This window comes from Terrabacter sp. P5_B1 (assembly GCF_056400505.1).
This window is the reverse complement of sequence record NZ_JBFULD010000260.1, coordinates 1-6,162: the sequence shown is the minus strand read 5'-3', so window position 1 is coordinate 6,162 and position 6,162 is coordinate 1. Positions and strand designations below refer to the sequence as shown.

The 6,162-nt window shown below is 72.5% G+C and carries 7 protein-coding genes; 4 read left to right on the top strand and 3 right to left on the bottom strand.

Annotated features, from left to right (window positions below; genetic code table 11):
• The 3 genes from AC1DP0_RS16555 to AC1DP0_RS16545 all read left to right on the top strand — a co-directional run.
• A partial coding sequence (locus AC1DP0_RS16555) for an HD-GYP domain-containing protein (RefSeq protein WP_478086261.1) occupies window positions 1–396 on the top strand: 396 nt, incomplete at its 5' end.
• On the top strand, window positions 393–1,688 hold the full coding sequence (locus AC1DP0_RS16550) for an HD-GYP domain-containing protein (protein ID WP_478086257.1): 1,296 nt from the start codon (window positions 393–395) through the stop codon (window positions 1,686–1,688). The genes AC1DP0_RS16555 and AC1DP0_RS16550, both read left to right, overlap by 4 nt.
• A gap of 172 nt (window positions 1,689–1,860) precedes the next feature.
• Entirely contained in the window at window positions 1,861–3,033 is a 1,173-nt protein-coding gene (locus AC1DP0_RS16545) for an NAD(P)-dependent malic enzyme (RefSeq protein WP_478086254.1), read from the top strand.
• Here AC1DP0_RS16545 and AC1DP0_RS16540 read toward each other — a convergent pair.
• The 3 genes from AC1DP0_RS16540 to AC1DP0_RS16530 are packed head-to-tail and all read right to left on the bottom strand — an operon-like array spanning window position 3,030 to window position 5,081.
• Window positions 3,030–3,641: an energy-coupling factor transporter transmembrane component T family protein gene (locus AC1DP0_RS16540; RefSeq protein WP_478086252.1), complete on the bottom strand. Its 612-nt coding sequence runs from the start codon at window positions 3,639–3,641 to the stop codon at window positions 3,030–3,032. The genes AC1DP0_RS16545 and AC1DP0_RS16540 overlap by 4 nt on opposite strands.
• 44 nt (window positions 3,642–3,685) lie before the next feature.
• Window positions 3,686–4,396, bottom strand: coding sequence for an energy-coupling factor ABC transporter ATP-binding protein (locus tag AC1DP0_RS16535; protein ID WP_478086249.1), 711 nt, complete (start codon window positions 4,394–4,396; stop codon window positions 3,686–3,688).
• Between the two features lie 7 nt (window positions 4,397–4,403).
• The gene (locus AC1DP0_RS16530) at window positions 4,404–5,081 is read right to left on the bottom strand and encodes a biotin transporter BioY (RefSeq protein WP_478086247.1); all 678 of its coding nucleotides are present in this window, start codon (window positions 5,079–5,081) and stop codon (window positions 4,404–4,406) included.
• A gap of 52 nt (window positions 5,082–5,133) precedes the next feature.
• Between AC1DP0_RS16530 and AC1DP0_RS16525 the strand changes: the two genes are divergently transcribed.
• The gene (locus tag AC1DP0_RS16525; protein WP_478086244.1) at window positions 5,134–6,105 is read left to right on the top strand and encodes a zinc-binding dehydrogenase; all 972 of its coding nucleotides are present in this window, start codon (window positions 5,134–5,136) and stop codon (window positions 6,103–6,105) included.
• Window positions 6,106–6,162 lie beyond the last annotated feature (57 nt).

Below are 6,162 nucleotides of genomic sequence, written 5' to 3'. Positions count from 1 at the left end.
CTCCTGCGCCGGGACCCCGCGTCGTTGAGCCCTACGGAGCGACGCGTCATCGACGGTCACTGCGTCGTGGGCGCCCGGATGATCGAGGGCATCGACTTCCTCGAGGTTGCGAAATCCGGCATCCGCCACCAGTACGAACGCTTCGACGGGGCCGGACGGCCCGACGGCCGCGTCGGGCAGGACATCCCGATCGCCGCCCGCATCGTCGCGGTGACCACTGCGATCAACGGTGCGCTGCACGACCCGGACGTCGAGCCCTCATTGCCGGTAGCCGCAGTGGCACGTCGGCTCAGATCCGACCCGGGTCGCTTCGACCCCGAGGTCGTGGCGGCCGCGATCGCGGCCCTGGACAAGCACGGGTGGCCGGCGTCCGCACCCGCAGAGGTGGCGTCATGAACGGCGCCCTGCGCCGCGAACCCTTGGCTGGGGCGTTCGGCGTCCTCTGCCTCCTCGCATCGGTCGTCGTGGCGTTCGAGAGCGGAGACATCTCGGCGCTCGGCGACCAGGCAACCCTCTGGGTCGTGGTGGCCTTCGGCGCCACCATGGTTCTCGGTGAGTGGTTCCACATCTCAGCTCCCGGGCTCCGGACGGCTGCGCCGGTCGCGATGGCGGCCGGATTCGGGCTGGCACTCACGACGAGGCTCCCCGGAGGATCTCACCTGACCTACGGCGCCCCGCTCGTGCTGGCGGTGACAGCCATCTCCGTGGCCCTCGGGACGACCGTGCGGGTCGCCGCCCGCCGCGACACGAGTCTCGTGGACACAGCCGGTCGGTTCGTGGCCATCGTCGTGGCCACCCTCGTCTACCGGCTGGCCGTGCTCGGTCAGAGGCCGGCCTCGGCGGCGCAGGAGATGACCGGCGACCCCTGGCAACAGGCCGTCCTGCTGCTCGCGATCTGCCTCCTCGCCCTGGTGACCGACGCACTCTTCACCTCGCTCCTGCGCGGCGCGGCTGCCGGCGCCAATGTGCGCCGCACCTTCGTCGAGGAGTTCCGGTCCTCCTTCGCCCTCTCCATCGCCGTCGCGGTGACGGGCGTCCTCATCGCGCTTGCCGCTCCGCCGCTGGGAGTCGCGGCGCTGCCGCTCTTCCTCATGCCGCTCGTCCTCACCCTCTTCGCGTTCCGCCGCTACGTCAGCATCCGGGCCACGTACCTCCAGAGCATCCGCACCCTCTCGCGGTTGACCGACGTCGCGGGCTACACCCCGGCGGGCCATTCCGAGCGGGTGGCTGCCCTCTCGGTCCGGGTCGGGCGCGAGCTCGGGCTCTCCGAGCGCGAGCTGCTCGACCTCGAGTACGCCGCGCTGCTGCACGACATCGGCCAGGTCGCCCTCGTCGAGCCGATCCCGGGCGGCGCCACGGTCCTCGCGGCGCCGGCCGACCAGCGCCGCATCGAGGCCGACACGGTGGCCATCGTCCGCGAGACCGGTGTCTTCGATGGGGCAGCACGGATCCTGGAGCACCAGACCACGCCCTACCGCCAGGTGCGCGAGCTCGGCGAGGAGATCCCGCTGACGAGTCGCATCATCAAGGTGGTCAACGCCTACGAGGACCTCACGGGAGGTGCGCGCAGCGCACGGGCGCGAGAGGCCGCCGTCGAACGGATCTACCTCGGCCTGGGCTACGAGTACGACCCGCGGGTCGTCGACGCGCTGCTCACGTCGATCGGCAACGGCTCAGCCCAGGCCTGAGAGAGCCGTCACACCGCCACGTCACCCCTTGGGCGGTGGCCGCTGGCGTGCCATCATGGCCACTTCGGGCAACCCCCGTCGCGAGAACGAGCATGCAGGCCAGACCCCCGGCGCTGTTTCACCAGTGAGGACGTCTGCCCTCATACTCTTCTGCGAACGAGGTGCTTCCAGCATGAGTGCGTTGCCCATCACCCGGCTCTTCGACCCGAGCGACCCGGTCTTCCGGGCCCACGAGGGCGGGAAGCTCGGGGTGCACGCCACGTCACCCCTCCGGGACGCCGACGACCTGTCCCTCCTCTACACCCCTGGGGTCGCCCAGGTCTCCCGGGCCATAGCGGCCGACCCCACGCTGGCCGCGGTCTACACGAGCCGTCGCAACACGGTCGCCGTCGTCAGCGACGGCACCGCAGTCCTTGGCCTGGGGGACGTGGGACCACTCGCCGCCATGCCGGTCATGGAGGGCAAGGCGGTGCTCTTCAAGCACTTCGCCGACGTCGACGCCGTGCCCGTCTGCATGGAGACCGGCAGCGTCGAGGAGATCGTCGACGCGGTGGTGCGGATCGCCCCGACCTACGGCGGCATCAACCTCGAGGACATCTCGGCTCCGCGCTGCTTCGAGATCGAGCGCCGGCTCCAGGACCGTCTCGACATCCCGGTCTTCCACGACGACCAGCACGGCACGGCGATCGTGGCGCTCGCCGCTCTGCTGGGCGCCGTGCGGGTCGTCGGCAAGGCTCTCGCGGACCTCACGGTCGTGGTGTCGGGGGCGGGGGCGGCCGGCGTCGCGGTGAGTCGCATCCTCGTCGCGGCCGGGCTCGGCGACGTCGTCGTCGTCGACTCGCGCGGCGTGCTGGGGCCGGACCGCGAGGACCTCGTCGCGCACAAGCAGGAGCTGCGTGACCTCACGAACCGGCGCGGGGTCACCGGCACCATCCGTGACGCCCTCTCGGCGGCCGACGTCCTCGTCGGCGTCTCCGGCGGCACGGTGCTCGAGCGCGACCTCATGCGGATGGCTCCACGAGCCATCATCTTCGCCCTCGCCAACCCCGACCCCGAGGTGCACCCGGAGGTGGCTGCCCGGTTCGCCGAGGTGGTGGCGACCGGCCGCTCGGACTTCCCGAACCAGATCAACAACGTGCTCGCCTTCCCCGGGATCTTCCGTGGCGCCCTGGACTCGGGCGCCCGCCGGATCACCGAGGAGATGAAGCTCGCGGCGGCGTATGCCATCGCCGGGCTCGTCGACGCGCCGACCGCCGACCGGATCGTGCCGAGCGTCTTCGACCAACGGGTGGCGCCGGCCGTGGCCGCCGCGGTGGCGGGCCAGGTCGCCGAGACCGCACGCTAACCCGGCGGGGCGCTCCCGGTCCGGCTCGGGCCGGGAGCGTCGTCCCCGGGGTCGGTGAGGCCCCGGGCCGCCAGGGCCTCGCCGGTGGAGCGCGCGAACGCCACGACGTGAACGACCGTGGGCACGACCACGGCCCGCGGGTTGCGGTCGAGACCGCGGGCGCGGGCCGACTCGCGCACGCTCGAGAACGAGCCGGCCACCCAGGGCACCGAACGCACGACGACGCCGAGGGTCAGTGCGACGACCTCGGGGTCGACGACCCGGCGCAGCGGCCGGGCCGCGCGCACCGCGCCGTCGAGCAGGTCGGTGACCGGCGTCGTGGCGGTGAGGATCCCGGCCGCGACGAACGCGTTGACGATGCCGAGGACGACGCGGACGGCATACGCCAGGTCGTGGGACCACCACTGGAAGGCCAGCAGGAGGACGAGGACAGGCAGCAGGCCCCGCATCGAACGCAGGAGGCGGCGTGCCGGCAGCCGGGTCACCACCACGACCCCTGCGAGCGCGGCCGTGACGAGCGCGAGGGGCCACACCGACGCAGTGACCCACGGGAGGGCCCCGACGGCGAGCACGCCGGCGAGCTTGGCCCACAACGGCATTCGGTGCACGACGGATGTGCCTGGGACGTGCGCGGTGAAGAGTCCGGGCTCCCTCACAGCTCGTCGACCAGTCCGACGTAGTGCTCCACGGCCGCTGCCGGGTCTCCGTCGAAGACGATGCGTCCCTCGTCGACGACGAGGGTGCGCTCGGAGGCGACGGCGAGGTCGAGGTCATGAGTCGCGAGGACGACGGTCTGGGGCAGCGCGTCGAGCAGCGCGCGCAGCCGGAGGGTGTTGCGGCGGTCGAGGAGCGTCGTCGGCTCGTCGAGCACCAGCAGCCCCGGGTCGGTCGCGAGGACGACGGCGAGGGCCATCAGCTGGCGCTCACCACCGGACAGGTCGTAGACGCTCTGGTCGGCGAGGTGGGTCAGCCCGAAGCGCTCGAGGACCTGCTCGGCCGCGACCCGACGGTCGCTGCGTGACCCGTGCAGGCGCCGGAGCGAGAGCTCGACGTCCTCCCGGCCCGTCGGCATGACGAGCTGTGAGATCGGGTCGGTGAAGGCGAACGCCACGTGCCGGCGCACCCGTGCCCCGTGGCGCACGGTGTCGAGACCGTCAACGGTGACTTCACCGGACGTGGGGGAGACGAGTCCGTTGAGCAGCCGGAGCAGGGTCGACTTGCCGGACCCGTTGGCGCCGATGACGGTGACCCGACGCTGGGTCAGGACGAGGTCGACGGGCCCGAGGATGGTGCGCGTCCGTCGGTCCGGGGAGCCGTCCACCGGCACGGTGACCGTGGCGGCGTCGAGCCGTACCTCCGTCACGAAGGGATCACGCGCGCGGGCGCACGAGCACGTCCGAGAAGGCGCGGTGAACGGCGACCGCGGCCACGACGGCGACGACGTCCTTGACCAGGTCCCCGGGCAGGAAGGGCAGGTCGGCGCCCACGGCGGCCGAGAGCGGCAGCCTGAGGTTGACCATGAGTCCCATGATGCCCAGCGCGTGGACGACGACGACGGTCGTGGCGAACGACGCGACGAGCAGCAGGGGCACCCAGAGCGCCCGGCGGGCCCGCCGGAGGACCACCTGCGCCGCGAGCCCGACGACGAGGGCCGCCACGACGAACGACACGAGGTACCCGGCTGTGGGGCCGGTCAGCACCTGCAGGCCGGACTGGCCGCGGCTGAAGACGGGCAGCCCGACGAACCCCAGGAAGAGGTAGAGCAGGACGGCGAGGCCACCGCGGACCGGGCCGAGCACGAGGCCGGTGAGCATCACGGCCAGGGTCTGCAGGGTGATCGGCACGCCGACCCCGCCGAGCGGGATGCCGGGCACGACGGCCGCCGCCACGAGCAGCGCCGTGAAGACGGCCACGAGGGCCACCGACTGCGCGTCAACGCCTCGACCTGCCGAACGGTCCAGGACGGACGACGAGGTCTTCGGTGCACGGCCGCGGGCCGGCGACGGCCCCGGGTGGGCTGAGCTGCGCACGGGCGTGTTGTCGGTCACGGGGAGGACCCTACCGGTGTGCACGACGGACACCGGTCACTATGGTGCTGGGATGCTCGCTGCCCACGCCGTCAGTCAGTCCGCCGCCGACCCGCTCTCCGGACTCGTCGTGGGTGAGCGGCCCGACCCGCAGGCCCGGCCCGGCTGGACCGTGGTCGACCTCCGCGCGGCCGCCCTCAACCACCACGACGTGTGGTCCCTTCGTGGGGTGGGCCTGGCCGCCGACCGTCTGCCGATGATCCTCGGCTGCGACGGGGCCGGTGTCGACGCCGACGGCAACGAGGTCATCGTCCACGCCGTCATCCCCTCGGACGGCTGGCGCGGCGACGAGACCCTCGACCCGCGCCGCACGCTCCTGTCGGAGCTGCACGACGGGACGCTCGCCGAGAAGGTCCTCGTGCCCACCGGCAACGTCGTGCCCAAACCCGAGTCGATGTCGTGGGAGACGGCCGCGTGCCTCTCCACGGCGTGGCTGACGGCATACCGCATGCTCTTCACGAACTCCGGTGTGCAGCCGGGCGGCACCGTGCTCGTCCAGGGCGCCGGCGGCGGCGTCGCCACTGCCCTCATCCAGCTCGGCTCCGCCGCGGGCTACCGGATGTGGGCCACCTCCCGCGACGAGGCGCGTGGCCAGCGCGCGCTCGAGATCGGTGCCGACCGCGTCTTCGGCTCCGGGGAGCGCCTGCCCGACCGCGTCGACGCCGTCATGGAGACCGTCGGCGCCGCCACCTGGTCGCACTCGGTCAACTCCCTGCGCCCCGGCGGCACCATCGTCATCTCGGGTGCGACGTCGGGCGACGCCCCGGCCAAGGCCGAGCTGACGAAGATCTTCTTCAAGCAGCTGCGCGTCGTCGGGTCGACGATGGGCACCCGTGAGGAGCTGGCGCAGCTGGCGCGCCTCGTCGAGCAGCGCCGCGTCGAGCCGGTGGTCGACTCGGTCCTGCCGCTCGCCGACGCACGCGAGGGCTTCGCCCGGATGGTCGACGGCGACGTCTTCGGCAAGGTCGTCTTCACGGTCGGCTGACCCTGCGGGGACGTCAGGCGGGATGCGCTCCCGAGACGTGGACGACCACCGAGAGCC